The sequence below is a fragment of the Lysinibacillus sp. NPDC093692 genome, from assembly GCF_050280125.1.
Classification (GTDB): domain Bacteria; phylum Bacillota; class Bacilli; order Bacillales_A; family Planococcaceae; genus Lysinibacillus.
This window is the reverse complement of sequence record NZ_JBNNUW010000001.1, coordinates 552,698-578,473: the sequence shown is the minus strand read 5'-3', so window position 1 is coordinate 578,473 and position 25,776 is coordinate 552,698. Positions and strand designations below refer to the sequence as shown.

The window sequence follows — 25,776 nt, the reverse complement described above, 5'->3', positions numbered from 1 at the left end:
TAATAACTCCATTTCGATTCCGTGACATCCACCGATGCTTCACCTTATTTCAGCGAATGTTTGGCAGACACTACCATCCATCATTATACAATCCATTTTACCCCACTCTACAGAAGGAGGTGCCTTAGAATGATTCCTAAGGCACCTCCCATGCAGGTTCTTTTATTATACAAGATTGGCTAAGTGTTTACGACAATATATAAAGCGAAACTTTAATCAGCGGGTTTTTCCCACTAATCATTAGCCTTCACCAATCGGACTTTTACAGGCAGTTACTCTCACACCTAACTTCATAACTTTCGTTACATTTCAAGGTGTGTGATTTGTACCTGGCGCTTCGCATTCGGTACAGATAAATTATTACCTATAAATTCACTTAGCGCAGCATTATGTTTTAATCTAACTTATATTCTTTCTAAGTAACTTACTCTACCGCACTTGTAACCCTCATCTGCTTCCTTATTTTAATCTTTCATTAAAGAATATCCTTGCTGTAACCATTTCACTAGTTTTTCATGATCATTTTGTAATTCACGGTGTCTTATTTCGAGACTTTGATAGGCCTCTGTTAATTCATCGAAACTTGTTAATGCCAATTTCAAATGACTTCGCATAGATTGTTGCGGCTGATTTCGCACAGCTAGTAGCGACTGACTATATTGACTACGTAATGTTTTATTCCAACGGAAACCACATGCCTGTTTTGTACGACCTAGTTCATTAGCAGCCATTTCAAAAGCCTCTAGCTGTGTTTTGCCATTTTGCACATTATGCAACACGATTTCTGCTAATCTTTCATCGTCTTCCTTTGTCCATTGATCTTTTCTTTTTTTCAATTCCATAATCTATCACCCTCGCATTTTTTACTACTATATGCATGGGCGAGCAAAATAGAATCATCGAAATAAAAAAGACAATGATTATGTTTTATTATAATCACTGCCGTTATACATTATTTATTGTTTTTCTTTGCTAGGAAATTAGCAACTGCCTCGTGGTGAGCTTCGCTTTCCCACAATTTCGCACATGTACGAACTTCCTCCATAACACGTTCATACATATTACGCTCACGCCACTTTCGAAGCTCAATTTCTTTATAAGCCTTATGAACAGAAGGGTGAATTTTACGCATATGTTCGATAAAATCATTCAACGCCTCTTCTTTCGAACCCTCGAAAACGCGCATTGCCCAACCAATTTCATATAGTAATTCTGCTGGATAAGGCTTCGCATCGACTAGCATCTTCATTGCACGGTCATGGCGTAATCCACGTTCGAATAAGTATGTACCGCCTCCCCAGCCGCTCGTAATTGCTAATGTCCCCTGTATAAAACCACATTTCGCATGACTTGCCACTAGACGAAAATCGCAAGCTGTTGCAATCTCACAACCTCCACCAACCGCTGTTCCATTAATTAACGCAATCGTCGGCACAGGCAAAGTCGCAAGGTCGTATAATATTTTGCCCATCTTACTCAACATCCCGAACGCCTCATCCTCCGTTTCAAGCGAATGAAATTCAGATAAATCGCCCCCTGAGCAAAATGATTTATCTCCCGCACCCGTCACGACTAAAAAACGGACATCATCATGATGTCGAATATATGTAATAACTTCTTGAAGCCCATCCATAACCTCATCATTAACCGCATTCCTTTTTTCTTCCCGATTAATCGTAAACGTCATAATACCATCTTTGTTATCAATTATATATGCCATACCATTTCCCCCTTTGTCCCGATGGATAAATTGTATCATACAATTATTATAGTACTATATATCTTTTCATTATTGCCGAAAGATTCCGTCTTTTCTAGTCAACAAAAAGGCTAGTAAAGAGCCATGGTCTCTTTACTAGCCTTTGACGTGAGCAAACACTGAATTATTTGCTTACTACTTCTTTACCTTTGTATTGTCCGCAAGCTTTGCAAACACGGTGTGATAATTTTGCTTCACCACAGTTTGGGCAAGCTACCATACCAGGTACAGATAGTTTGAAATGCGTACGACGCTTTCTTTTTGCAGTTTTAGAAGTTCTTCTAAATGGTACAGCCATTGATGGCACCTCCTTACAGATCGTCTATTCGTCTGTTTGATCAAAATACTTAGCTAAATCAGCCAGTCTTGGATCCACTTTTTTTTCGTCAGCTTTTTTGTGTAGCTGAACGTCTTCATCTGTTGCGTAAGACCAGTTTTTACCACTATGCACTTGCCCTTCGGTATTCTCCTTGAACACTTGCATAGGTACTTCAAGAAGCACTAACTCCTCAAGAACCGGCTTCATGTCGATTACTTCACCAACTATGTAGTGAATATCTCCGCCATCTTCCCCACGATTTTCTTCGTCAACCCAGCTGAAAATTTCAACTGTATCAACTTCGATAGGAAACTCAACATCTTCCCACGTGCGTGCACATGGAAGTGTTAACGTCGCTGTCACTGTTAGCTGACATGTCATTTGCGATGCACCGAAAGTACATAGCCCTTTTACATGAACGGGCGAAATTGCTCGAATATCCTGGTTTCGCTCCATCACCTCGTCCAACTGGACATAGGCATCGATTGGCATCCCGTTTTGGCGGTATTTAGATAATTGATGAATTGACCATTTCATTCGTTTAATCACCTCGAGACAACACTGTTGATTATATAATGTGTAAAAATAGATGTCAAGATAATTTCTTGTCACCACAATAAAACCCACCTATAATTATATATTATTAAATGTGTATTTGCTCCAAACCGTTCTTTATAAGCAAAAATGCTCCTTAGAACGAGAAGCAAATGATATAGATAAAGGGGGCTTACATTTGCAAGCAGTTGGAATAGTTGTTGAATACAATCCTTTTCACAATGGACATGCCTATCATTTGGAACAGGCGAAGAAAGTAGCACAGGCGGATATTGTCATCGCTGTCATGAGCGGGGATTTTTTGCAACGTGGTGAACCAGCCATGGTCGATAAATGGACACGCACAAAAATGGCTCTCGCAGGTGGTGTCGATATTGTCATTGAACTACCTTACGTATATAGTACCGCACCTGCAACTGATTTCGCAAAAGGAGCCATTTCCTTACTTTCTGGAATTGGTTGCGATTCTTTTGCTTTCGGAAGCGAAGATGGCTCCATACAACCCTTTATGAATACGTTTCAGCTCATTAATAATCACCGCACTGAATATAACGCTCTTATTAAAGAAAGCCTTAAAACGGGTGCAAGCTATCCTAAAAGTCTACATTACGCCTATGAACAGCTTTCTCAAAAGTTCCCTGCTGCATACATTGATTTAGGTCAACCGAACAATATACTCGGTTTTCACTACATTGAGGCTGCCAAAACTTTAGGTAGTAACATTAAACCTTTAACGATCCCTCGCATCGTTGCAGGTTATCATGACGCTATACAAGAAGGTGCATCCATTGCTAGCGCCACAGGAATACGCAAGGCACTAGCAACAACAAGCGCTCTACAAAATGTGCAAGAGTTTCTACCTAAAGCATCATTCGTTCATTTAGCGGATTGGCAAGAAAAATATGGTGAATTTGCAAGTTGGGAAACTTTTTGGCCATTATTACAGTTTACACTTATTCGGCACACACCTAGTGAACTGACGCGCTATGCCGAGGTAACAGAAGGCATTGAGAATGCACTTATTAAAGCAGCGAAAACGAGTCATTCTTTCGGTAGCTTTATGGAGAAAATTAAATCTAAACGCTATACTTGGACACGACTTCAACGTATGCTCACGCATATTTATACTGGATTTACAAAGGAACAATTGCAAAGCTTTGATGCGCCTTCTAGTATACGTTTACTTGGTATGAGTAAGCAGGGACAAGCGTATTTGGGCATGCATAAAAAAGACATACCTTTACCATTAATCAGTCGTGTTGCAGCTATAGATGATGCTATGCTCGCTGTAGATATCCATGCAGCAGAGGTATACAATTTAAGTATAGAGCAAAGATCAAAAGGGGAAAGTTTACCTAAAGATTATCAAACACCACCCATTCGTTTTTAAGTAATACGAGATCACAATAAAAAGATGCCAGAAATTCCTCTAGCATCTTTTTATGTTGTTAAAAAAATTGTTCAGGAATGTCGCACCGCTTTAAATGAGGGTGATTTCCATTCCTGGCTACTCGCTTTGGTGAAGAGCCATAAATAAATATTTTCTGTACGAAAGTAAAATATTTTATCTACGTGCAGCGGTTTACTTTTATTTACAAAGATTTTCAACACAATAAAAAGATGCCAGAGATTCTTCTAGCACCTTTTTTGTTTCTTATTTCGGCTGTAACTGTTTTAAATATTCGATTGCATCATCCACAGTTTTAACCGGAACTATTTTCATTTTTGTTTTTATTTCTTTTGCTACCTTTACTGCTGTTGCATAATTAGATTCTAGTTCAGGATATTTGGCTTTCATTTCTGGAGTAATTTCATCATCTGGCGCGAAAAAGATATCCATACCATCACGATCAGCAGCAATGACTTTATAGTCTATCCCACCAATTCTTCCAACAGTGCCGTCAACCAGCATCTCCCCTGTCCCAGCTATAGCATAGCCCTTCGTTAAATCTTCTTCGAGAAGTTGGTCTAAAATTTCTAAAGTAAACATTAGTCCAGCAGAAGGACCTCCAATATCCTCAGTTTTCATAGACACATTTGGATTTGTTTCAATAGATTTACTTTCAGCATAAGTAATACCTAAACCAGCCCTTGTTTCTTCTGATCTAGGGATTTCCTTTAATGTTATCGTTACCTCTTGTTCTTTTTTATTACGTATAAATTGAATTGTCACTTTCCCTCCAAGCTGCTTCGGCTTTAAAAGATCTACAAGCATTTGTTGATTTCTAATTTTTTGTCCATCAACTTCAATAATCTCATCACCAGCTTTTAATAAATTTTCCGAAGCACCGCCCTCAAGGACATTTAATACAAAAACACCGTTAAAAAGAATTTTTGTTTGAAGGCCAGCTCTTTGAAAAGCTACATATTTTGCATTAAATTGAGAATCAGTCATTAATTTAAGCTGTCGAACATTATATTCTTCTTCATCCTCTAACGGATTTCGAACTTGGGTAATATCCATTAATTTTTGGTATTTTTGAGTTTTTGCCCAAAGATACGAAAAAGGCGTAGCTTGCTGCATAGCCACCGTCATTAAACTCATGGAACCTTTATCATTCGTGTGGCTATTTTCAACGTTAACAAATTCACTGACATCATAAGCACTTCCAGGCTTCATAATATAAGCGTCTAATCGGTATAACATTAAAAAACAAATCACGACTAATAACATTGCATAAATACTAATTTTTTTCTTCATAAGAAAAAACCTCCTAGGACGCTTGCAAAACCTTACGTTCATTTTTTTGCCTTTTTTACATATATTGATTTTAGCATTTGCCTATGTGAATGACAAAAAGTTGAAACGAGATGATAACATGTACGCGACAATTCAAATAGCGATTTGCATAGTTCTTATTCTATTACTCTTGTTATTCCCACAAACAGCTCATACAGGTACTGATTTAGGTTTAAACCTTTTTATGGATGCTCTATTCCCGTATTTATTACCTTATCTTATTTTAACGCAATGGCTTCTCCGTTTAACGGCTCCTATGCGCACAAAAACAAAAAGAGCTTCTTTATACGTACAAGCCTACATTATTAGTGCACTTGGAGGATATCCGTCTGGAGCAACAACCATTGTTTACTTAAAAAACAGTGGGCAATTACACGCTAAAGAAGCAAATTTTTTATTAGCCGTATGTCATGCACCAAGCCCTCTTTTTGTGCTAGGCTTTGTAAGCCTTGATTTACTACACAGTAATACGTTCGGATGGTTGTTTTTATGTTTACTACATAGTTTTAATATTTGCTGCTTACTAACTGGTTACTTTTTATTTCGTAAAACAGATCCTCCTAGCATCTCAATACACAATACAGCTTTGAATACAGCACCATTCTCTGAAAGCATAAAAGAAACAGCCCCGACAATACTATTAGTTGGAACGACGATAATTTTTTTCACTACCATCCAGACGATTGTCCAACAAGGCTTAGATTCACTGCTACCTAAACTTCCCTATGCAGCGGAGCTTTCCATAGCCGCAATTCTTGAAGTTACAAACGGTCTTAAAATGACCGTCTCAGCTTTTCCAAATCTTTCGTATTTGCCATTACTTGTTGTTATGTTGTTGACCATGCAAAGTATAAGCATTCACTTACAAATTTTCGTCATTGCAAAATCAGCCAAGCTGTCTGTTCGACCCTATATAAAATTCCGCCTACTTAGCATAATCATTGTACCTACTATTTATGCTCTTTTTTTCTTAAAATAAATAATCATCTGCATGGTTCAACATTATACGTAGGAAACAAATTGCTCCTCAAACTAAAATAAGGATGTCTTAAAAATAAGACATCCTCTTTGTTTCTTTTATTTATTAAAACCATACTTTTCTTTCAAAGCTTCTACAACACAAGCAGGAACAAGCTCGGTTACATCACTACCGTATTTCGCAACCTCTTTGACAATGCTTGAGCTCAAGAATGAATATTGATTTTTTGTCATGATGAAAAACGTTTCAATGTTTTTATCAAGAAAACGGTTCATCGAAGTAATTTGCATTTCGTATTCAAAATCCGAAACAGCTCGTAAACCACGGACAATCGCTTTTGCTTTTTTTTCCTTGGCATAGTCTATTAATAGTCCAGATGAACTTTCAATACGTACATTAGGCAATGTTTTAGTCACTTCAGCCATTAATGCCATACGCTCTTCTACTGAAAATAATGGCTGCTTGGATGAATTATTTAATACAGCAACATAAACTGTGTCAAATACATCTGCCGCTCGTTTAATAATATCTAAGTGACCATATGTCACCGGATCAAAACTCCCAGGAACTACAGCAATTTTCTCTGACAATCTATTCCCCTCTTTCTTTTGCATAACGATCCATTTCACCTTGGCTGCATGACGTGGCCACTCTTGCGTTTTCACAGGATGAAGTTCTTAGCCCGAGTTCCTCTATTCAGCAGGTATTGGGATACCCTACGAATGAAGATAAACGGATATAATCGTTCCGCCATATATTTCTTGTCTTTTTAATACAAAATCACCAAACCTCTGTGGTAATTCTACTTCTTTTGCATGCTCACATAAAATTACGCCATCAGGTTGGATTTTATCATTGTCGACAAGAATCTGCACTAAGTCATAATATTCTTTGTGGTGATATGGAGGGTCTAAAAATGCTAATTTAAACGAAATATCACGTTTTAATAGCGCTTTCACAGCACGCTTCGCATCTATACGAAATAGCTCAGAACAATCCTCGTAACGACATTTCTTTATATTTTCCTGTAGCACTTGGAACGCCTTTGCATCCTTTTCAATAAAAACGGCGTGCTCAACTCCTCTACTTAAAGATTCGATCCCTAAGCCACCGCTCCCTGCAAATAAATCAAGCGCTATACCTCCATCAAAGAATGGACCAATAATATTAAAGATGGATTCCTTAACTTTATCAGTTGTAGGTCTCGTCGTGTTCCCTACAATCGCCTTTAACGGCATTCCTTTACGTTCTCCTGCTACAACTCTCATAGGCAAATCACCGTACTTTCTTATTCCATATAACAATTTCACCTTGGCGTAATTGTTATTACTTATTGTTGCTGTCGCTTTGCTTTCGCACAGTCAAAATATTGTTGCTGTCGCTTCGCTTTCGCACAGTCAAAACATTGTTGCTGTCGCTTCGCTTTCGATTCAGCGAGTGTTTGGCACCCACTTTAAAGAAGTTAAAAGTATTTTTGCAGCGAAAGACGAACCTCCGCTGCAAAAATTTATTCTTCCTCTTGTGTTAACATCTTAATATTAATACGACCATCACTTTTTTGTAATTCTACTAAAAATAATCGCTGTAGCCAAGCTTCTTCAACATAATAATGATTGGCAATTTGTATAATTGGTTCTGAAATTGTAGAATATCTACGTTGATTAAATACATAAAATCCAGGCTCTTTCGGAAATCGGAAGGTGCGATTATCACTATTGATATAATATCCATTTTTCCCTTCACCAACCGTATATCCTAGATACGGTAACAATGTATCAGCAGTATACAATACTTGTCCTTCAGAAAGAATCACATGAACATCTTTTCTCAAAACATCATTCACGTAAACATTTCGATCATCCTCAAATAAAAGAGGATATGTCCCGTTTACTTGGGCTGCATTCAACTTAAAATAAGACGTTTTTGCATTTAATACCTTTGATAAAAGATCGTCCATTAATGCAGGAGAAATCGGTTCTTCCCCAAGCTTATCCAAAGATTCTTGCCATGCTGACTCTTGATCTGCTGTCATATATTCTTTTAACGTCTTCACAATTTTCTTTGCTTTATCGGAACCAATCGTATCCTTCACTAAATAGGATGCCACAACTTCTGGCAACCATGTTGGTGAATCTTTAAACTTATATTGTGACTTTATTTGTGACAGTATAACTTCCTGTGCAACTGCTTGTTCAGTTAGCTCAGGCATAAATAAAAGTCGGTCATCATGAACTTTCACCGGATTTTTTTCTTGAATAATAGCAATGTGTTGATCATTCAAAAACTTAATGTTTTCCAGTGACTTCAAGAGATCCTTCGAAATAGTTCCTCGTGCATAAATAGATAACACAGAATTTTGCTCTTGTGCTTTTAAATTACCTGTTTGCCAATAAATATCACGAACTGTACCATCTCCACTAAACATTGTATAGTTAACAAGTGATAGCTTTTGCTGACCTACTAAAGGCAATCCCGTGATCCACTGACCAACAATTTTACTATCGGTTGAAATATGTACTACGGAATAAGATGCTTCACCATTCGTTAATGTGGCAAAAGCATTTTGGATGAGCATTTTATCTTTTAAGCCACCCTCAATCGGAATTATGTATGAAACAGATTGTGATTTAGTCTCTCCTTTTTTAAAATAAGAGACTTCTTCTGATAAACGCTCACAGCTTTTTTCGTTATCGATAAAGCAACTAGGGTTCACTGCATTTTCCGGCCACTTTATTTTCACATTTTGGTTTGGTAAGTTTTTAAAATGTTGACGAATATCCAAGCTATTTTCTCGATAGACAATTTCTATCTCCTGTGAATAACGGAATTCGCCATTGCCTGCTTCTAAATCAGATGAATAGGCATGGTACTGAAAAAATAATGTTCCGGTAATGATTAGTGCTAGAATGGAAAAAAAACTCATTGCAAATTTCATGTGCTTGACCTCCCGCAGCATGATACTATGTGTATTGGAAAGGATGTGCAATTTTTATGCCACAACAATTTATAGAATTAGGTGAAGGCTATGGTGATGTTTATGAGCTACTTGAAATAGTAAAAACCAATCAAGATCGCTTCCACCAAGCTTTTATACTAACATCCACTAAAGAACAAAAAAAGTTTGCTTCTTTAGCAATCGCTTTAAAACCAGTCGGTGAAAGTAAATTCATGCCGATTTATATTTGTCGAGAAGGCATCCCTTATAATGAAGAGCAGCCTTCACAGCGACAAAAAATGTTTGAAGAAAGTATTAAACGACTAGATAGAAAAGCGGTTGTTGTAGAAATAAAGCACTCTTCTATATTTTCGGAATCAAAACTATTTTATCAATACTTAATCGGAATAATGAGACTTCATCACTATATACCGGCTTTAACATAGTATTATAGACCCGCTTTATAGTCATATTCTTTCGCTTTATCTGGTTTCGCATTTTCAAATTCAGTTTTAACAAATGGACGATAAGACTTTACAACGTCTTTCACAAATGGAAGGCGTTGTAGTTTTGTTGACATTGATTCAATTTCCTCTCGCTCGCAATAAAGAACTACATATTTTTGCCTCCGAGAAATATAAAGAACATGACCATATTTTCGAAGAGACTTCGCATGTTTTAATTGATGGACGTAAACGATTAGTCCTTGGCGTTCGTTCATAGTATTCCCCTCATTTCTTACATAAAAGAATACCATAGACCGGAAAATGATAGCAACAGAGTTTAGCTGACAGAACGCTTGATTTTCCGTTATAATGGAAAAGCATACAACGTTGACTAAGATTTTTACATTCACTTATGCAAGTTAATAGAGCACTAGTTTAAGTTATAATTTTTTGTTTGCTCACTGAAAATTTAAAAGTGAAATTGTCAGTACTATTTATATTAATTTAATTGTTAAGGAGGACGAATATGGGTAAGAAAACAAAGATTGCGCTTGCAATCGCAGCGGCAAGTGCAGCGGCTTGGGCAGGTAGTAAAGCTATTTCTAAACCTCAACAACGAGAAGGTAAACAAGCATTACAATTTGATCACCCAATTATTCTCGCACATCGTGGCGGTGCTCATTTAGCACCTGAGCATACAATACCTGCTTTTGAAAAAGCCATGCAGTTAGGTGTTCAGGGCTTTGAAATAGATATTCGCTTAACTAAAGATGAGGAAATTATCGTTTTCCATGATGATACTGTTGATCGTACGACAGATGGCTATGGACTTGTTGCAGACATGACTTTAGCAGAAATAAATGCATTAAACCACGGTTATCAATTTGAAGATTTGGATGGGGAATTTCCTTATCGAGATGAAAAAATAGACGTTGTAACTTTACGCGAACTTCTAGAATCTTATCCAAACGTGTTAGTAAATATTGATATTAAAGATGCGCCAGATACGTATGAAGGAAGTTTAATGCCATCTAAACTATGGCGTTTAATTGAAGAGCTTGGTGCTGAGAATCGAGTAGTTGTTACAAGCTTCTACGGCGAACAGATCGATCGCTTTAATTTATATGCTCAAAATCAAGTAGCACTAGGTGCAGGCGAATCAGATGTTCGTAAAGCATTCGCTTCTTTCTCAAGCCAGTTCGGACATTTATATCATCCAAAGGTAGATGTATTCCAAATACCACCTAAATCAGGAGTAATTAACTTAGATTCTCCGAAGTTTATCCAGTTTTTAAGCAATTTAAATATCCCTGTTCATTATTGGACGATCAATGACGCTCCAACAATGAATAAATTAATTCACAATGGTGCAAAAGGTATTGTTACAGATCGACCTGATATTGCTGTGGAATTACTACAAAAATAAGAACCATGGAATGGAGCTTAAGTTCCATTAGGTTAACACATTGATGGGTAAGGGCTACTTGTTATAGCCCTTACCTTTTAATATTTTCTTCTTATAAAATTAGCAGGTACCGGGGATAAATTTAATTGTCTCGCCCACACAGAAAGCTGCCCTATATGATGAATTTCATGTGCAATAGTATGGTGTAAAATATCATTTTTTGTATAAGTATTTGTATCCCAAGAAACCTTTACGATTTCATCGCTTAAATTTTCATTATGCTTCAAAAATTCAATAATTTCTTCTTGTAATTCAATTGAGAGATTTTTTACTTTTTCAAGCGTTCTATATTCATCAAAATCGAATATTATGTCTCTTTCTCCCATAATGCCGCGAATCCAGCTATATTCAACTTCAATAATATGAAATAGTGTATATAGAATACTACCTACTCCACCACTTCGCTTTTTCAATAATTCCTCTATACTTAGCTGATTACACCACTCGAACCATTCGTCTCTTACTTGCCAGTTATACTGAAAAAACTTGATCATGTGACCCTACACCCCTTAGATTTTTTAGTAAGTTTTAGCAAAGATCAATAAACAGTCGAACTGATGAAAACCCCACTGTTTAAAGTTCTATCATTACCATAACGTGTGGTTAATCTCCGTTCCGACTGGGCGCTTTGTTGCTGTCGCTTCGCTTTCGCACAGATAAAACATTTGTTGTTGCTGTCGCCTCGCTTTCGCACAGAAAACATTCGTTGTTGCTGTCGTTTCGCTTTCGCGCAGAGCAGAGCTTCCTGGGGGCGTCCGATGAGCCGCTTGGGCCAACAGATGTTTTTTGCGCGAAAGCGTAGTGCTAGCGTAGCGGCAGCAGCAGGATGTTGGTCACGAAGGCGTTATCACAGGATGTGATGCTTTTAGCCTTTGTTCCTCTATTGCTAATCCCCGAGGAGCCGCCCAGTCGTAACGGAGATCAACTTATCCCCCCTCAAAAGTAAGAGTTTTTACGGAATGAGGATGAATGGCATACGTTTTAACAAATGTCCCCCACTACTTTTGGTCATGACTTTTTAAATTTCACTTCATTGTAAATGATGTAATACCGCATCCGTTACATCACGTAATGTTGCTTTTCCTCCCAAATCACCTGTTTTAACACCTTGCGCTAATGTTGCTTCCATCGCATTCAGCACTTTTGTACCAACCTCATGATAGCCTAAGAAATCAAGCATCATTTTTCCTGTCCAAATTTGTCCAAGCGGATTTGCGATTCCTAGTCCTGCAATATCAGGAGCTGAGCCATGAACTGGTTCAAACATGGATGGATATTGTCGTTCTATATTTAAATTTGCAGCTGGCGCAATTCCGATGCTGCCCATAATTGCACCACCTAAGTCGGTTAAAATATCCCCAAATAAATTCGATGCAACAATTACATCAAAGTTTTCTGGCTTCATCACTAAAAAAGCAGCTAAAGCATCAATATGATTAGATACTTGGCCTATGTCCTCATAATCTTTACCTACTTCTGCAAATACTTCATCCCAAAAAGGCATACTATACGTAATTCCGTTAGATTTTGTGGCACTTGTAACATGCTGGCGTCGAGTTTTCGCCATTTCAAATGCATATCGCATTGCCCGCTCTGTTCCCTTCCTCGTGAAAATAGCATTTTGGATAGCAACTTCATCTTGTCCACTATGTATTCTGCCACCACTCTCAGCATACTCTCCTTCTGAGTTTTCACGTACAACTACAAAATCAAAGCCATTTGGGTTACGTAAAGGTGAAGGCAAACCTTGAAGTAGCTTTGCCGGACGCACATTAATAGATTGTTTCATCTCACGGCGGATTTTAATAAGTAGTCCCCATAATGAAATGTGATCTGGTACTAAATCGGGCATACCTACGGCACCTAAAAAGATTTGATCATAACCTTTTAAAATTTCAATACCATTATCAGGCATCATTTTACCTGTCTCTAAATAATAATCACACCCCCATGGGAATGTTGTCCATTCAAACTGAAAGCTGCCATCTAGTTGAGCAGCTTTATTAAGCACTTCTATCGCCGCAGGTACAACCTCTTTACCAATCCCATCTCCTGGTATAACGGCAATTCGATAAGTCTTCATCCATTTATCCTCCTTTACTTTCTCTATCACCTATTCAATTACTATACAATTTTTATTTTTATTCAGCAATTTCATCCTGATGTATGTTGCTGTCGCTACAACATAATATAGTAATAAAAAAACTATATACAAACTCAATCGAGTTTTGTATATAGTCTATTAAAAAGCATTACCTTGTGTTAAGCAGAGCATGAGCATGAACCGCCTGAGCCACATCCTCCACCACATGAAGAACCTGATGCAAAGAACGGATTACTTACAGGAACTTTTACCGCTTCAGAAACAGTTTTTCCTATAAGTAAGCTTATTTGGTCAAGCAAATCTTGAAAATCGTTCTCAGCAAGTTTCAATGCCGAAACCTTTTCATTTAAATCGAGTGCGCGCTTTTGCTGACGAATCGATTTCATAATTGTATGATAATCCGGATGATATTTTCCGAAACGTTGTACATCTTCGTACTGCTCTTTCATGCGATTGAAAGCGTAAATAGCTTCCACTATTTGGACGTCGCTATACACATCATCATAAGCTTGTTGCAGCGCTTTCGCAGGCTCAGAGGAAAGAATCATCTCACAAAGCGCATCGGCCTCATCCAAAATGATTGCCCAGTCAGAGGTCATCATCATTTTTAATTCCCCCAATCTCTTTTCCATCATAACAGATTTTATGGTAATTTTACATTATTGATATTTTTAAATGGAGGAGTTTTTAAATTGGTACCATCATCTAAAGAACAAATAGAACAATTACTTGCAGAGATTTTACAACATAGCACGCCTGAAGATGAGGAAGTCTTACTACATTTATTGTCTGGACTTCGCGATAAACAACAAGGTATTCATCGACGTTATATTAATGCTGCCTTACATATGGTAGGCAAATTTGAATCCGAAGTTAGTGAAGTTCGTATTCCCATTACACCTGTTATCCATAATACTATTAAGGTACCACACGGTGGGATTATTGCAACAATTGCAGATGCAGCAATGGGCGGACTTGCTTCGCGTTCAGTGCCAGAAGGCTTTAATGTTGTCACAACAAATATGAATATCTCTTATATTGCTACAACAACGAACAAGGAACTAATCGCTCGTGGGCGTTTCGTCCATAAAGGGCGCCAGACACTTGTGATGGAATGCGATATCGAGGATGAGACTGGACGAAGACTTGCTATTGCGACTGGATCTTTCTTTGTTATTCAACGCCGTCCTTAGACATAAGATTTAAAAAGTAATCTCGAATACATTGTTGATCGGAAAAAGGGAATTTTTGATTTTTTATTTGTTGGGTTTGTTCATGCCCTTTTCCGGCAACAAGTACAATATCGCCTTTTTCTGCCTTTGCTAGCGCTTGATGAATAGCAACTTTTCGATCTAAATAGATTTCATAATATTGCTGCTCAGTAAAACCAGCAATAATACTTTCATTAATTAAAATAGGGTCCTCATCACGTGGATTATCCGTTGTTAAAAAAATGACATCCGCATACTTACTAGCTACCGCTCCCATCGCAAAACGTTTCGCCTTATCTCGATTCCCCCCACAGCTAAATACAAGGTAAAGGTTTTTAGAACGATCCAAAGTTTGCAAAACAGCCTGTAATGCCTCGGCCGTATGAGCATAATCTACATACACGTCAACCCCAAATGGATTGTCTATTTTCTCAAGCCTTCCTTCTGGTAGCCTTAACAACCACATATGCTCCGCTAGATCTTCAATTGAAAAACCTAGCCGCCATAAAGTCATTAACGCAGCTACAGCATTTTGCACATGATATTTTCCGTTAAAAGGAATTTCCACGATATGTTCGCTCGAGGACGTTTGTAAACAAAGCACCGTTTTTCCAATTGATTCACTAACAATTTGGATATGTAAATCATTATGATTATCAAACCCGAATGAGCAGGATTTTTTCTTATCATAAATACCAACGGAACGGCAAAAATTATCATCCCCATTTAGCACAAGCTTTTTTGACAAATCTGCCAACCTTTTTTTCGCCCGCTTATACGCTTCAAGTCCTCCATGATCTTCTAAATGGTCCTCCGTTAAATTTAAAAAAACACCACAATCGATATCACAATGATCAAGCCTATGTTGCTGTAACCCCATTGACGAAGCTTCTAAAACAACATGTGTAACACCATTTCGTACACATTGCTTTAAAATCGGATGCAACTCTTTTGCCTGTAATGTAGTTAATTGCTCATGCACTGTTTGTTGTTTCTGTTCATTGATGAAAAATCCTACAGTTCCAATAACCGCGACGTTTTTATGTAGAGCTCTTAGCAATTGGCTCACAAAATGACTCACTGTTGTTTTACCATTCGTACCCGTAACCGCAATGACTGTTAATGCTTCCGCTGGAAAGGCTGAAAGCTTTGCACTCGCATACGATAAAAATAAGGATGTATTCGGAACCCAAACAAAAGGAATACTTTGATCAGTAATAGGTATTGAAATACTTTCCTCTGATACTATAGCGGCAGCTCCCCGAGCTAATGCTTCTTTTACAAAACGACTTCCCGATGTTTTCTTACCTTTACGTACAATGAAAATATCCCCAGGTTTTACTGCCTGAGCATAATCCTCAACGCCTGTAATATTTGTACGAATAGATCCTCCAGTTACACTACACGGCCAGTCTTTTAATAGCTCAGCTAATTGCAAGCTTCATTCCCCCTTTCGGTTCTCTAGCATATGACGGCGTATATAATGGTGTGACGAAAATTGTAGTTGGTTATTGTGCTTCTCTTTTTCGTCTAACTGAAAAGACTGAAGATACACTTGATTTTGCCAAGTGTATTTTCAGTCTTTGATTTCTATATATTCCAGCATTTTAGATGTACCGAAAGCGGAACAAGATTCACTTCCCGTAAACGCTTGATTATTGAAAACTACTAATCAGTGAGGTGAAGAAAAACTCCACAGGTTAAGTTTCTCTTCAAGGTGATGATTCATCAATATTTTCTACTGGTTCCTCAGAGTCTTTATTCTCACTATCCAGCTCCTGTGAAGAAGATTCTAACAATATTTGCGTATAATAGTTTAAAAAGACTCCAGATCCCACTGTAGTATATAAATCATTTAAAATGATTTTTCGGTGCTCAGATGAATTAAGCCAGCCATGCATTGCTTCGATAGCATCAAAATAATCAGTCGCAAGATTTTCATTTGCCTCACTATATTCGATACCCTGTGTTTCTAATCTCTTTTTTAAATCTCCATTTGTTGGTGATTCATGACCAACGAAATTTTGAACCTTCATATCTTCACTATGCATATTTGCAACTTCTTCTATTGATTCATCAATATTTAATGGAGATAAATCATGTTGAACTCTTGCTACATTTATTAAATCGTCAAGTTGCGCAGCACTTGCTTCATTAATTTCCTTCTGTAAAAAGGAAGAAGGTGGTGTTGGTATAACTAGCTCGCCTTGATAAGTCATTTCATAAGGTTGATGAAGAACAAGAGTTTTACTATTAGTAAAGCGTATGCCTTGTAGCTCACTCGTTTCTCTATCGAGATAGAGTTGTGCAAACAGCCCATCGAATTTTACAAGCAACCGTGTCTGCATATCTTCTTCACTCATCGAGAAAGAGAAAATATTTTTACCAACATTCGCGGTTACTTCGTAATCAATGATAGTCATTCGGTATATATCATCACGCTTCTGACCAACCTTAAAAGGAGAAGCATCTAAATCTTCACCAGCTAGATAAACTTGTGTCACCACATTATTTTCAACGCCTACCATAAAAAATTTGGAAGGACTTGCATTGTAGATCCACCAATCATAGCCAAAGGACGATGGTTCCTTTCGCACTGGTTCACCATATTTATCTGAAACTGCCTTTATTTCTTTCCCGATTAATGTCGACATCCCGCTTTCCGGACGTGGCATTGCCCCCATTTCAGGTTGCGTTAACTCGGTTTTGGGAATGATATTTGAATTGGCATTCGGGCCTTTTAGCGGCTCGTTTTCACGTGGTGTATTAAAAAACATAAAGCCAATCAACGCAATTGCAGCACATGCCATAAAAATGCGAAATAAAGCTTTCATACATGACTCCTTCTTATCACGATTATTCTAAAACTATTATATCAATTGTAGTTGTGTTGACACAATGTTGTCATTGCAACAATGTCGAATATGCTCTATTATAAAAATGAGCGTATACTTTGTACGAGAACCTAAAGGAGGATTAGAGATGTATTTTGAAAATACTAACCTTGAAAATTTAACAGCTGATCAAGAACTTATTGTAAGCGTCATGAAAAAAAACGGTTTAGAATGTGATGGCGGCTGGGACTACGAACGTATGACATTTGATAAGCGTTTCGATACTCGTGAGGGACGTTATTACCTACGTGTATTCTCATATGCTAAATCAGGTGATGTTGGTGCACACGATGCAATCTTAACATTAATGAAACCAGTACTTGGTAAGTACTACTATCCACACGGTGTTGAGTATGGTGATGATGAAGTTTATCCAGCTCATCTTGTAAAAAAATGTGAAGAAATCTTAAAAAAGGTTAAATTAGACTTACAAGCTTTTGAAATTCGTGCGTAATTTTAGATAGTTATTTCACGGTGCATATATGTCGATTAAACATCGAAATCATTTTATTTTTTATCAGGTAACAGTAACGGCAATAGCATGCAGTGCAATAGCTAAACTGAAAAGACTGGTGGTCCAGTCTTTTTTATTTTGAGTAAAAAATTTTTTTCTTCTCATACTAACTATATCTTTTACATGATGTAGGTGAGATAAATGTTACAATTTTTAAAAAGCCCTTTTTTTCGCCATCCGATAATCGTTATAGCGGCTGGAATTGCAATTCTCTGGTTTATATCCCTGTCATTACCTATACTGCTTGCCTACGTAACTGCATTATTATTGGAACCTGTCATCATACGAATTAGTAAACGGTTCCGAAAAAAACGAAAAATAGTCGCATCCATTTTTTTTATGATCTTTTCAATTGTGACATTATTATTATGTATTCTCATCATATTTATAAGCTGGAAACAATTTTCAATATTTATCATTGATATTCCAGAGTACCTCAATCAGCTCTCAGCAATATGGATTCAAATGCAATCCAAGCTCTCCAACTACACGCATCGTTTGCCCTTAGATCTTGTTATACAAATTCAACTTATGATAACACAAGTTCTTTCTTCAATTGAGAAATATGCTCTTTCTTTAACAAATGTGAATGTTTGGTCATCTTTACTTACGTATATTACTTCTCGTTTGTTTGATATTTTTGTTTATTGGATTGTGTTATATATGTTTCTTTTAGAACTACCGAATATTAACCGGAAAATATTAGCACCTATTTCGTTTCACTATCAACAAAAAATTCTATTTATTGGACAGCGTGTGAAACTTGCTTTATTTGGTTTTATGAAAGCACAATTTTTTGTTGGTATTTGTATTTTAGCTATATCTTTTGGGACTTTTTATTTTCTTAAAACTCCATTTCCACTCGTTTTATCACTCTTGCTAGTCATTTTAGACTTCGTTCCTTTTTTAGACTCATTCATTTTGCTTCTTCCTTGGGCACTATACAAAGCCTTTACAGGTGATTATATTTTTGCTGTTATGCTAGTCGTATTAACAATCGCACTATTTTTAGTTCGACGTATGATTGAACCTAGAGTGATTGGAAATAAAGTTGGACTCTCCTCACTCACAACCTTTATTGCAATGTATATCGGTTTTGAAATGTTTGGATTTGTTGGTATTTTAATCGGCCCTTTACTCTTTGTTGTTGTCATATCCCTATTTAATCAAACATCCATAAAAAATCTCCCTCCTTCTCAAAAATAAAAAGGAGGGAGATCTTTTTGATCAATTATGCTTCAGCACAATGACACCAGCTGAAAGAAGTTAAAAGCCTAAAATAGCTTTAATGACAGATGTTGTTTCACCTGGCTCAAATAAAATATAAAGTAACAGGTAAACGAGAACTCCGGTAATAGCTACGAAGAACCAAATAATACTTGTAATCGGTCCAATACGACGGTGAAGCTTAAGATTCGTTTTCAAACCAGAGATGATACTAACAATCCCAAATACTGCTCCAGTTGTTGCAAGCGTAATGTGGAAAATTAAGAAGAACGTATAATATGGTTTTAAATCTTCTCCGCCACCAAACGCTGTGTTACCAATAAAGATTGTACGTGAAGCATAAATAATAAAGAAGATAAGTGCTGCGACACCTGCTGCAAGCATTACTTTTTTATGTGCCTCAACTTTTCTTTTTATAATTAAGCCCCAACCAATAGCTACAAGTACAGCACTAATAACAATGAATGATGTACTTATAGTAGGCAAAATTTGCAATTCCATTGACAAAACCCCTTATACTTTAAAATCAATTATGCCCCGGCATAATTACGTCCGGAATCGGCTTTGTGCTTAGGCCTGCATGAGGGCCGACACGATGTCGATCATTTCGGTAATGCCACAGGACGTGGCGTTTTTACCGATGCAGGTCAGTTAGCCGTTATTGCATGGATGCGATGTTTTTAGGCTAACATCCCCTAAGAACTCCTTTCCGATTCCGTGGCATCCGCCGGAGGCTCTAGGCCAACACGATGTTGGTCATTCAGTCGTTGCCACAGGATGTGGCGCTCTTAGACTGAGTTCCTCTATTTCAGCAAGTATCTTTTGTACCGAAAGCGTAGCGACAGGTACAGGTATTTGGACACCTGTTGAAAGAAGTTAAATTTCTTTATTTTACAATTAATGTTGCTGCTGGCTTTCCCATTTCTTTTGATGCTCTTTTAAAGCATCGGCAGTAATTTTATCCGGATCCTTTTGTTCTGCACGATACCAATTAAGGAAAATCGCCCCTAGTAATACCCCAAAAATAATCTCTTGTAAAATCTTCATTAAAACGCCGCCTAGTTGCTGATCAGCAACAGGTGTCATATTTGTAAAGAGCTCTGGCCCTGAAAGAGATAAGCTAGAAAGTGTGGCCACTGGTACACAAAGTTCCATTGCTTTTAGCCATGCTTCACCATTTGTATATGTTTCATACATAGCGTTTGGCGCAAAAATAATTAACGCACACGCAGGTGTAATTAATACCGCATTCGCAATGATATAGGCTAATTTATGCAAAGGCTTCATTTGTGGTTGATTTGGCATCTTTTGAATCAAAGGCCAGTACATTAAGACAGCAGAAACAAATAATACAAATGTATATGTACCATGTAGAGTTTCGTTTAATTTAATGTAGTCTAGCACTGCAGGTAAGTGATAGAAAGAAAATAGACCAATAAACACAAATACTGCAGCGACGGGAAATGTAAATACTTTAAATAAAGATCTAACAACTGGTGCTTCAATCGCAACTTTCCATACCCACCAAGGAATCCCCTTAATTAAGAAAATCGGTACAAGTAACAATAAAATAGCCATTTGCACCATATGCATTGTAAACATAATGTGCGCCATTAAATCTATTGGAGATCCTTTAATAATATATATCGTTACCATCGCCAGTACAAAATAAATAGCCTCTCCTTTTTTCAAAGGCTCACTTACTTTAAAATCCTTGCGCCACTTTGTTGTGACTAGAAAATAGATGACTGTTATAAATACAAGAACCCCTATTAAGTATGGGCTCCATAAAGCTTGGAAACCAAATATACTAAGTGGCATACAAAACGCACTCCTTTAACTTCAGTATCCCTATTATAGAACGCTTACAAACATTCTGCAATGAACGAAAGGTGAACAAATTACTAACCACAATATATTACTCATACAAGCTAGTTCATCTATTGAAAAAATGTTAAAAACTATAAATCATCCTGAAGAATATCTTATTTCTCGTGGCTATCAACATAGCGCAGGGTTGATTTCCGTTCCGACTGGGCGCTTTGCTTTCGCGCAGAGCAGAGCTTCCTGGGGGCGCCCGATGAGCCGCTTCGCTTCTCTGCAGGGTCTCGGGCCAACAGATGTCTTTTGCGCGAAAGCGTGAGTGCAACGTAGCGACAGCAGCACGATGTTGGTCACGAAGGCGTTATCACAGGACGTGATGTTTTTAGCCTTCGTTCCTCTATATCGCTGATCCCCAAGGAGTCGCCCAGTCTCCACTCCAATCAACTTGTATAAAATGAAAACTTTAATTAAAGTATAAATGTCCGCACAGAAATGTACATTTTTATTTGCTTGTCGTCTTTTTATATAAGGTAAGGTGCCTCTGCTCAAAATAATAAAGTGCTTAACCCCATACAAAAGAAATCAAGGTGTACATGTTTAGCATTTTTAAACAACGTTTTAAGCTCATATGAAAGCAGTGTTAGGTTTTTCTATCTACCACTAATTATTACTCTTCATCCATTTAACTTTTTAGCAGAACCCAAAAAGAAAAGCACGTTCCTACAGTAAGTAGAGAACGTGCTTTTTTTGATGATTACCACCAAATGATTGTTAAAAATGCTAAGAAGAATGTAAATGCGATTAAAATACCCATCCACATGAAGAAGCCAATTACACCACCGAAGTGTGTTTTTTTGTCTTCTAAGTGCATGAAAGAGTAAAGTTGAAGAACAACTTGAACTCCAGCAAGCAATAAAATAAGCGGTAATATTAAGTATTTAGAAAAATCAGCTGCAACTACTGCGAATGCGATAAACGTAAAGAAAATCATCATCGCAAAATTAATTACTTGTTTACGCATATGAACGGCATTATGATGACGATCATACTCGTATTGTGCCTGTGACTTAGCAACTATAGGTGTATCGTGTGATGACATATTATCCGATCACTCCCATCAAGTAAACTACTGTAAAGATGAATACCCAAACTACGTCGATAAAGTGCCAGTATAATGCAGCCACGAAGAATTTAGGTGCATTGTATAAGTTAAGACCACGTTTAGCATTACGAAGCATTAACGTAGCAATCCACACAAGACCTAATGTTACGTGGAAACCATGTGTACCAACTAATGAATAAAACGCAGTTGAGAATGCAGATTGGTCAAATGTAAAACCAAGACCTACATAATGATTGAATTCATAAATTTCAAGACCTAAGAATCCAAGACCTAAAAGTAATGTTATACCAAGCCAAGTTTGCATAGCCTTAAAGTTAAAGTTACGCATATGGTAAATGGCATAAACAGACGTTAGTGAAGATGTTAATAATAACATCGTCATAGCGAAAGCTAAAGGTAATTCAAATAAATCTTGTGTTGTGAACTCCATGCCAGCTGGCCCTTTGTTCTTAAGCGCTAGGTAAGTAGCGAATAAACTTGCGAAAAGTACAACTTCACAGGCAAGGAAAATCCAGAAACCAACAACTTTATTTTTCCCTTCCATCGTCGCTTGTTCAGGATGATCTGGCCAAGTATGAGGAGTAAATTTAGTATTGAAATCCATTATTTATTTCCTCCTTTGCCGTAAAGATGTTCTTCAATTTCAAGAATTTCTTCTTTGTGTAAGTGGAAGCCGTGATCGTCCTTAACAGAACGGAAAATCATAGCACCAAATGTAATTGCAAGACCAGCAATTAAAATATAAATTGACCATGGTTTATCTGCATCTGGGTTGTAAAGAGCACCGAATGCCGCGATAAACAAACCCATAGAAATAACAAATGGGATAGCTGAGTTGTTCGGCATATGAATATCACCGATTGGCTCAGCAAATGTAACTTCTTTATTACCTTCTTGCTTTTCAATCCACCAAGGATCTAAACCACGAACAAGAGGTGTTTGACGGAAGTTATAGAATGGGATTGGTTGTGGAATTGACCATTCTAAAGTACGTCCATCGCCCCATGGATCGCGACCTGCTGGTTTGCCTTTGATTGACATTAAGCAGTTGATTACCATTAAGATAACCCCTACACCCATCATTAATGCACCGATTGTAGAGATATAGTTAAACTGATCCCAACCTTGACCTTCCATGTAAGTGAATACGCGACGTGGCATACCCATTAAACCTAAGAAGTGTTGAACGAAGAACGTTAAATGGAATCCGATAAAGAATACCCAGAAAGTAATTTTACCAAGTGTTTCGTTTAACATACGGTTGAAGAAAATTGGCCAGTAGAAGTGCGCTGAACCAAATAACGCTGTTACGATACCACCAACGATTACGTAGTGGAAGTGAGCAACGATAAAGTAAGAATCGTGTAATTGGTAGTCAAGAGGTGCAGATGCTTGCATTACCCCTGTAACACCACCCGCAACGAATGACGGGATGAAACCAAGTGCATAAAGCATTGGTGTTGTAACTTTAATAGATCCGCCCCAAATAGTTAAGATCCAGTTGAATACTTTCATACCTGTCGGAACCGCAATCGCCATTGTTGCAACAGCAAAGATTGCGTTAGCTGTTGGCCCAAGACCAACTGTAAACATGTGGTGAGCCCAAACCATGAACCCTAAGAAACCGATTAAAATTGTTGCGAATACCATTGAAGAGTATCCGAATAAACGTTTACGAGAGAACGCTGGAATAATCTCAGAGAATAAACCGAACGCTGGTAATACTAAGATATAAACTTCTGGGTGTCCGAAGATCCAGAATAGGTGTTCCCAAATAATTGTGTTACCACCCATTAAGTGGTCAAAGAAGTTACCACCGAACATACGGTCAAATAACATCATTAATAAACCAATTGTTAATGGAGGGAATGCGAATAGGATTAATGCACTTGATACTAGAGAAGTCCAAGTGAATAATGGCATACGCATAAATGTCATACCTGGAGCACGCATTGTAATAATCGTAACGATAAAGTTAAGACCTGAAATTAACGTACCTGCACCTGATATTTGTAAACCGAGAACATAGAAGTCAATACCATGTCCAGGAGAATATAAAGATAATGATGCATAAGATGTCCAGCCCGCATCAGGAGCGCCACCCATAAAGAATGATAGGTGAAGGAATACTGCACCTAGGAAGAATAACCAGAACCCTAAAGAGTTAAGGAACGGGAATGCTACGTCACGCGCACCAATTTGTAATGGTACAAGCATGTTCATAAATGCGAATAGTAATGGAGTCGCAGCTAGGAATAACATCGTTGTTCCGTGCATTGTTAATAATTCATTGAAAAAACCAGCTGATACGAAGTCGTTATTTGGTTTCATTAATTGAATACGCATTAATAACGCTTCAAAACCAGCGATAGCAAAGAACAGTGTACCGGCTAATAAATACATTACTGCTAACTTTTTATGGTCAACAGTTGTAATGTAGTCCCAGACAGTTGCTCCAAAGCCCTTTTTCTGTGTGTATGAGCTCACAACTTTTACCTCCCTCAAGTTTGTTACATAAAACTAAAATTATTTCTCAACAGATAAGCCCATGATATACGTTGCAAGAGCTTGAATTTCTTCGTCAGTTAAGTCGCCATAAATTGGCGCAGTGCCGTCTGGATTCATCATTAAGTTACCTGGTTTGAATTTCCCAGGATCTTGAATCCAATCTTTTAAGTTTTCTTCAGTATGTTCTAAGAAACCAGCAACACGGTTACGGTCACCAAAAGTAGCTAAGTTAGGACCTGGTGTGCCTGCACCACTTGTACCTGATATAGCATGACAACCCATACAGCTCTGAGCAAATGTTGCTTCCCCTAAATCTGTTGAAGCTTTGTCAGCCTTTTTACCATCTGTTGCTTTCATTGAAGCTACCCATGTATCGAATGCATCTGGGCTTAATGCTTTAACTTTGAAGTCCATTAATGCATGTGAAGGACCACATAACTCAGCACATTTACCATAGAATACGCCGTCTTTAAGGTCTTTTGATTCTTTATCGAATTCTAGATAGAACTTGTTCAAGTTATCTACGTTCGTATCCATTTTACCGCCTATAGCAGGAATCCAGAATGAGTGCTTAACATCGGCAGCTTTTAAGTTAAAGTAAACTTTTTGACCTGTTGGTACTACTAATTCTTGTGCCGTTACAATACCTTGGTTAGGGTATTCAAACTCCCACCAATATAATTTTGCAGTTACATTTACTGTAAGTGCTGTTTTGTCACCGTTTTCATCTACTTCGTCCATCGCAGCAACATCTGCAAATTTGTAAGTAGCCGTAACAACTGGTACAGCTAAGATTAATAATAAAATAATTGGAATAACTGTCCAAATCACTTCAAGAGTGTGACTTCCTTCTACTTGCTTAGGAATAACATTTTCGCCAACTTTTGCACGGCGGAATTTTAAGAATGCAAGTAAATAGACAACGGATACTACTACTACAACTAACGTCATAATTCCAGTAGCTAGCATTAATAGATTAAATTGTTCTTTACCTACTTGACCAGATGGTTTCAGTGCAGAAATATAATCTTCACCACAACCAGAAAGGAAAACCATCATCACTGCTAGTAGTGAAAAAAGACGCCACTTTTTAAGCCCTTTCATCATAGCTTAATTAAACCCCTCTTTCTTTGTTGTATTTTCATGTGTACCTAGGACATCAGTTCTGTCTAT

27 protein-coding genes are annotated in these 25,776 nt (G+C 37.5%); 7 read left to right on the top strand and 20 right to left on the bottom strand.

Going from position 1 to position 25,776, the window contains the following annotated elements; translation table 11 throughout:
- Positions 1-464 precede the first annotated feature (464 nt).
- The 4 genes from ACQKN4_RS02570 to ACQKN4_RS02555 all read right to left on the bottom strand — a co-directional run bounded on the left by ACQKN4_RS02570 (position 465) and on the right by ACQKN4_RS02555 (position 2,615).
- Complete coding sequence (locus ACQKN4_RS02570) at positions 465-842, bottom strand: transcriptional regulator (RefSeq protein WP_079559759.1); 378 nt, start codon at positions 840-842, stop codon at positions 465-467.
- A 110-nt stretch (positions 843-952) separates the two neighbouring features.
- Positions 953-1,720 carry an enoyl-CoA hydratase/isomerase family protein gene (locus ACQKN4_RS02565; RefSeq protein ID WP_079559758.1) on the bottom strand — a complete coding sequence of 256 codons (768 nt, stop codon included), beginning with the start codon at positions 1,718-1,720 and terminating at the stop codon, positions 953-955.
- A 163-nt stretch (positions 1,721-1,883) separates the two neighbouring features.
- Positions 1,884-2,057, bottom strand: coding sequence for a 50S ribosomal protein L32 (gene rpmF / locus ACQKN4_RS02560; RefSeq protein WP_010858320.1), 174 nt, complete (start codon positions 2,055-2,057; stop codon positions 1,884-1,886).
- A gap of 24 nt (positions 2,058-2,081) precedes the next feature.
- The gene (locus tag ACQKN4_RS02555; protein WP_079559757.1) at positions 2,082-2,615 is read right to left on the bottom strand and encodes a YceD family protein; all 534 of its coding nucleotides are present in this window, start codon (positions 2,613-2,615) and stop codon (positions 2,082-2,084) included.
- Positions 2,616-2,811: 196 nt separating this feature from the next.
- On the opposite strand from ACQKN4_RS02555, the gene ACQKN4_RS02550 reads away from it, so the two are divergent.
- Positions 2,812-4,023, top strand: coding sequence for a nucleotidyltransferase (locus tag ACQKN4_RS02550; RefSeq protein ID WP_079559756.1), 1,212 nt, complete (start codon positions 2,812-2,814; stop codon positions 4,021-4,023).
- Positions 4,024-4,287: 264 nt separating this feature from the next.
- Here ACQKN4_RS02550 and ACQKN4_RS02545 read toward each other — a convergent pair whose 3' ends face one another.
- On the bottom strand, positions 4,288-5,334 hold the full coding sequence (locus tag ACQKN4_RS02545; protein WP_427482093.1) for a SepM family pheromone-processing serine protease: 1,047 nt from the start codon (positions 5,332-5,334) through the stop codon (positions 4,288-4,290).
- Positions 5,335-5,398: 64 nt separating this feature from the next.
- Here ACQKN4_RS02545 and ACQKN4_RS02540 point away from each other — a divergent pair, with 64 nt between their 5' ends.
- The gene (locus ACQKN4_RS02540) at positions 5,399-6,352 is read left to right on the top strand and encodes a hypothetical protein (protein ID WP_427482091.1); all 954 of its coding nucleotides are present in this window, start codon (positions 5,399-5,401) and stop codon (positions 6,350-6,352) included.
- 98 nt (positions 6,353-6,450) lie between these two features.
- Here ACQKN4_RS02540 and coaD read toward each other — a convergent pair whose 3' ends face one another.
- The 3 genes from coaD to ACQKN4_RS02525 all read right to left on the bottom strand — a co-directional run bounded on the left by coaD (position 6,451) and on the right by ACQKN4_RS02525 (position 9,287).
- Entirely contained in the window at positions 6,451-6,966 is a 516-nt protein-coding gene (gene coaD, locus ACQKN4_RS02535) for a pantetheine-phosphate adenylyltransferase (RefSeq protein WP_170938874.1), read from the bottom strand.
- A 102-nt stretch (positions 6,967-7,068) separates the two neighbouring features.
- The gene (gene rsmD, locus ACQKN4_RS02530) at positions 7,069-7,620 is read right to left on the bottom strand and encodes a 16S rRNA (guanine(966)-N(2))-methyltransferase RsmD (protein ID WP_079559753.1); all 552 of its coding nucleotides are present in this window, start codon (positions 7,618-7,620) and stop codon (positions 7,069-7,071) included.
- Between the two features lie 239 nt (positions 7,621-7,859).
- Positions 7,860-9,287, bottom strand: coding sequence for an RNA polymerase II (locus tag ACQKN4_RS02525; RefSeq protein WP_079559752.1), 1,428 nt, complete (start codon positions 9,285-9,287; stop codon positions 7,860-7,862).
- A 56-nt stretch (positions 9,288-9,343) separates the two neighbouring features.
- Here ACQKN4_RS02525 and ACQKN4_RS02520 point away from each other — a divergent pair, with 56 nt between their 5' ends.
- A complete protein-coding gene (locus ACQKN4_RS02520; RefSeq protein ID WP_079559751.1) occupies positions 9,344-9,733 on the top strand; it encodes a DUF7147 family protein in 390 nt (129 codons plus the stop codon).
- Positions 9,734-9,735: 2 nt separating this feature from the next.
- On the opposite strand, the gene ACQKN4_RS02515 is transcribed toward ACQKN4_RS02520, so the two are convergent.
- Positions 9,736-10,008 carry a YlbG family protein gene (locus tag ACQKN4_RS02515; RefSeq protein WP_079559750.1) on the bottom strand — a complete coding sequence of 91 codons (273 nt, stop codon included), beginning with the start codon at positions 10,006-10,008 and terminating at the stop codon, positions 9,736-9,738.
- 251 nt (positions 10,009-10,259) lie between these two features.
- On the opposite strand from ACQKN4_RS02515, the gene ACQKN4_RS02510 reads away from it, so the two are divergent.
- Positions 10,260-11,159 carry a glycerophosphodiester phosphodiesterase gene (locus tag ACQKN4_RS02510; protein ID WP_079559749.1) on the top strand — a complete coding sequence of 300 codons (900 nt, stop codon included), beginning with the start codon at positions 10,260-10,262 and terminating at the stop codon, positions 11,157-11,159.
- Between the two features lie 77 nt (positions 11,160-11,236).
- Here ACQKN4_RS02510 and ACQKN4_RS02505 read toward each other — a convergent pair whose 3' ends face one another.
- The 3 genes from ACQKN4_RS02505 to ACQKN4_RS02495 form a co-directional block, all read right to left on the bottom strand.
- On the bottom strand, positions 11,237-11,692 hold the full coding sequence (locus ACQKN4_RS02505; RefSeq protein WP_079559748.1) for a DinB family protein: 456 nt from the start codon (positions 11,690-11,692) through the stop codon (positions 11,237-11,239).
- 536 nt (positions 11,693-12,228) lie between these two features.
- Positions 12,229-13,281, bottom strand: a complete 1,053-nt coding sequence (locus ACQKN4_RS02500) for a tartrate dehydrogenase (protein ID WP_427482087.1) — start codon at positions 13,279-13,281, stop codon at positions 12,229-12,231.
- A 179-nt stretch (positions 13,282-13,460) separates the two neighbouring features.
- Positions 13,461-13,907 carry a YlbF family regulator gene (locus ACQKN4_RS02495; protein ID WP_079559746.1) on the bottom strand — a complete coding sequence of 149 codons (447 nt, stop codon included), beginning with the start codon at positions 13,905-13,907 and terminating at the stop codon, positions 13,461-13,463.
- 87 nt (positions 13,908-13,994) lie between these two features.
- On the opposite strand from ACQKN4_RS02495, the gene ACQKN4_RS02490 reads away from it, so the two are divergent.
- Positions 13,995-14,495 (top strand): PaaI family thioesterase, encoded by a 501-nt coding sequence (locus ACQKN4_RS02490; protein ID WP_079559745.1) that lies wholly within the window; start codon positions 13,995-13,997, stop codon positions 14,493-14,495.
- Here the strand turns inward: ACQKN4_RS02490 and ACQKN4_RS02485 are convergent.
- Both ACQKN4_RS02485 and ACQKN4_RS02480 read right to left on the bottom strand, forming a co-directional pair.
- Positions 14,476-15,951, bottom strand: a complete 1,476-nt coding sequence (locus ACQKN4_RS02485) for a UDP-N-acetylmuramoyl-L-alanyl-D-glutamate--2,6-diaminopimelate ligase (protein WP_427482086.1) — start codon at positions 15,949-15,951, stop codon at positions 14,476-14,478. The two genes, ACQKN4_RS02490 and ACQKN4_RS02485, sit on opposite strands and share 20 nt — an antisense overlap.
- A gap of 274 nt (positions 15,952-16,225) precedes the next feature.
- Positions 16,226-17,347 (bottom strand): CAP domain-containing protein, encoded by a 1,122-nt coding sequence (locus tag ACQKN4_RS02480; protein WP_079559743.1) that lies wholly within the window; start codon positions 17,345-17,347, stop codon positions 16,226-16,228.
- A 148-nt stretch (positions 17,348-17,495) separates the two neighbouring features.
- On the opposite strand from ACQKN4_RS02480, the gene ACQKN4_RS02475 reads away from it, so the two are divergent.
- Positions 17,496-17,861, top strand: a complete 366-nt coding sequence (locus ACQKN4_RS02475; RefSeq protein ID WP_079559742.1) for a YugN family protein — start codon at positions 17,496-17,498, stop codon at positions 17,859-17,861.
- 201 nt (positions 17,862-18,062) lie between these two features.
- Positions 18,063-19,127 carry a sporulation integral membrane protein YtvI gene (ytvI, locus tag ACQKN4_RS02470; protein WP_427482083.1) on the top strand — a complete coding sequence of 355 codons (1,065 nt, stop codon included), beginning with the start codon at positions 18,063-18,065 and terminating at the stop codon, positions 19,125-19,127.
- Between the two features lie 60 nt (positions 19,128-19,187).
- On the opposite strand, the gene ACQKN4_RS02465 is transcribed toward ytvI, so the two are convergent.
- From ACQKN4_RS02465 to coxB, 6 genes are all read right to left on the bottom strand, one after another.
- Positions 19,188-19,649, bottom strand: coding sequence for a DUF420 domain-containing protein (locus ACQKN4_RS02465; protein WP_079559740.1), 462 nt, complete (start codon positions 19,647-19,649; stop codon positions 19,188-19,190).
- A gap of 396 nt (positions 19,650-20,045) precedes the next feature.
- Positions 20,046-20,969 carry a cytochrome c oxidase assembly factor CtaG gene (gene ctaG, locus ACQKN4_RS02460; RefSeq protein ID WP_079559739.1) on the bottom strand — a complete coding sequence of 308 codons (924 nt, stop codon included), beginning with the start codon at positions 20,967-20,969 and terminating at the stop codon, positions 20,046-20,048.
- Positions 20,970-21,726: 757 nt separating this feature from the next.
- Positions 21,727-22,071 carry a cytochrome C oxidase subunit IV family protein gene (locus ACQKN4_RS02455; protein ID WP_079559738.1) on the bottom strand — a complete coding sequence of 115 codons (345 nt, stop codon included), beginning with the start codon at positions 22,069-22,071 and terminating at the stop codon, positions 21,727-21,729.
- Position 22,072: 1 nt separating this feature from the next.
- Entirely contained in the window at positions 22,073-22,699 is a 627-nt protein-coding gene (locus tag ACQKN4_RS02450) for a cytochrome c oxidase subunit 3 (protein WP_079559737.1), read from the bottom strand.
- On the bottom strand, positions 22,699-24,582 hold the full coding sequence (gene ctaD, locus ACQKN4_RS02445) for a cytochrome c oxidase subunit I (protein WP_079559736.1): 1,884 nt from the start codon (positions 24,580-24,582) through the stop codon (positions 22,699-22,701). The genes ACQKN4_RS02450 and ctaD overlap by 1 nt, the downstream gene beginning before the upstream one ends.
- Positions 24,583-24,621: 39 nt before the next feature.
- Positions 24,622-25,710, bottom strand: coding sequence for a cytochrome c oxidase subunit II (gene coxB, locus ACQKN4_RS02440; RefSeq protein ID WP_427482079.1), 1,089 nt, complete (start codon positions 25,708-25,710; stop codon positions 24,622-24,624).
- Positions 25,711-25,776: the final 66 nt, after the last annotated feature.

Bases quoted from the DNA above. Each gene is read 5' to 3' on its own strand.
- ACQKN4_RS02570 (WP_079559759.1), bottom strand. From the start codon at position 842: ATGGAATTGAAAAAAAGAAAAGATCAATGGACAAAGGAAGACGATGAA.
- ACQKN4_RS02565 (WP_079559758.1), bottom strand. From the start codon at position 1,720: ATGGCATATATAATTGATAACAAAGATGGTATTATGACGTTTACGATT.
- rpmF (WP_010858320.1), bottom strand. From the start codon at position 2,057: ATGGCTGTACCATTTAGAAGAACTTCTAAAACTGCAAAAAGAAAGCGT.
- ACQKN4_RS02555 (WP_079559757.1), bottom strand. From the start codon at position 2,615: ATGAAATGGTCAATTCATCAATTATCTAAATACCGCCAAAACGGGATG.
- ACQKN4_RS02545 (WP_427482093.1), bottom strand. From the start codon at position 5,334: ATGAAGAAAAAAATTAGTATTTATGCAATGTTATTAGTCGTGATTTGT.
- coaD (WP_170938874.1), bottom strand. From the start codon at position 6,966: ATGCAAAAGAAAGAGGGGAATAGATTGTCAGAGAAAATTGCTGTAGTT.
- rsmD (WP_079559753.1), bottom strand. From the start codon at position 7,620: ATGAGAGTTGTAGCAGGAGAACGTAAAGGAATGCCGTTAAAGGCGATT.
- ACQKN4_RS02525 (WP_079559752.1), bottom strand. From the start codon at position 9,287: ATGAAATTTGCAATGAGTTTTTTTTCCATTCTAGCACTAATCATTACC.
- ACQKN4_RS02520 (WP_079559751.1), top strand. From the start codon at position 9,344: ATGCCACAACAATTTATAGAATTAGGTGAAGGCTATGGTGATGTTTAT.
- ACQKN4_RS02515 (WP_079559750.1), bottom strand. From the start codon at position 10,008: ATGAACGAACGCCAAGGACTAATCGTTTACGTCCATCAATTAAAACAT.
- ACQKN4_RS02510 (WP_079559749.1), top strand. From the start codon at position 10,260: ATGGGTAAGAAAACAAAGATTGCGCTTGCAATCGCAGCGGCAAGTGCA.
- ACQKN4_RS02505 (WP_079559748.1), bottom strand. From the start codon at position 11,692: ATGATCAAGTTTTTTCAGTATAACTGGCAAGTAAGAGACGAATGGTTC.
- ACQKN4_RS02500 (WP_427482087.1), bottom strand. From the start codon at position 13,281: ATGAAGACTTATCGAATTGCCGTTATACCAGGAGATGGGATTGGTAAA.
- ACQKN4_RS02495 (WP_079559746.1), bottom strand. From the start codon at position 13,907: ATGATGATGACCTCTGACTGGGCAATCATTTTGGATGAGGCCGATGCG.
- ACQKN4_RS02480 (WP_079559743.1), bottom strand. From the start codon at position 17,347: ATGAAAGCTTTATTTCGCATTTTTATGGCATGTGCTGCAATTGCGTTG.
- ACQKN4_RS02475 (WP_079559742.1), top strand. From the start codon at position 17,496: ATGTATTTTGAAAATACTAACCTTGAAAATTTAACAGCTGATCAAGAA.
- ytvI (WP_427482083.1), top strand. From the start codon at position 18,063: ATGTTACAATTTTTAAAAAGCCCTTTTTTTCGCCATCCGATAATCGTT.
- ACQKN4_RS02465 (WP_079559740.1), bottom strand. From the start codon at position 19,649: ATGGAATTGCAAATTTTGCCTACTATAAGTACATCATTCATTGTTATT.
- ctaG (WP_079559739.1), bottom strand. From the start codon at position 20,969: ATGCCACTTAGTATATTTGGTTTCCAAGCTTTATGGAGCCCATACTTA.
- ACQKN4_RS02455 (WP_079559738.1), bottom strand. From the start codon at position 22,071: ATGTCATCACACGATACACCTATAGTTGCTAAGTCACAGGCACAATAC.
- ACQKN4_RS02450 (WP_079559737.1), bottom strand. From the start codon at position 22,699: ATGGATTTCAATACTAAATTTACTCCTCATACTTGGCCAGATCATCCT.
- coxB (WP_427482079.1), bottom strand. From the start codon at position 25,710: ATGATGAAAGGGCTTAAAAAGTGGCGTCTTTTTTCACTACTAGCAGTG.